The sequence below is a fragment of the Rhodococcus coprophilus NBRC 100603 genome, from assembly GCF_001895045.1.
Taxonomy (GTDB): domain Bacteria; phylum Actinomycetota; class Actinomycetes; order Mycobacteriales; family Mycobacteriaceae; genus Rhodococcus; species Rhodococcus coprophilus.
Map to the genome: position 1 here is coordinate 1 of NZ_BDAM01000029.1, position 535 is coordinate 535.

The 535-nt window shown below is 63.7% G+C and carries 1 protein-coding gene; it reads right to left on the minus strand.

Translation table 11 applies throughout. The features are described 5' to 3' along the window. Nucleotides 1-535 (minus strand): condensation domain-containing protein (locus RDCOP1_RS21120; protein WP_143152214.1); only part of this gene is annotated, 535 nt, incomplete at both ends.

Sequence of the window (535 nt, forward strand, 5' to 3'; positions counted from 1 at the left end):
CCAGAACTCGGATTGCCGCGCGAGCAGCGACTCCGGATCCGACTCGTCGCCGAGGACCTCACGCTGCCACAACGTGTAATCCGCGTACTGCACCTCCAAAGGCGACCACTCCGGGACCGCGCCCGCGGCCCGCGCCGCATACGCGGTGACCACATCACGAGTCAACGGCCCCATCGAGAACCCGTCACCGGAGATGTGATGAACCACCACCACCAGAATGTGCTCGTCCGGCGTGATCTGCAGCAGCCGCACCCTGATCGGAACCTGCTGTGTCACATCGAAACCGGTAGTCACAACCTCCGTGACACGCGCCAAGACGTCGTCGGCCGCGACGGTTTCCGGACGCACCTCGACGATCGCCTCCGATACAGGCAGGATCTCCTGGAAACCGACCCCGTCGACCTCCGGATACACCGTCCGCAACGACTCGTGCCGCGCCACCACATCCGACACCGCCGCCTGCAACGCATCGACATCCAACGAACCCGACAACCTGATCGCCACCGGAATATTGTTGACCGCAGATTCTGGATCC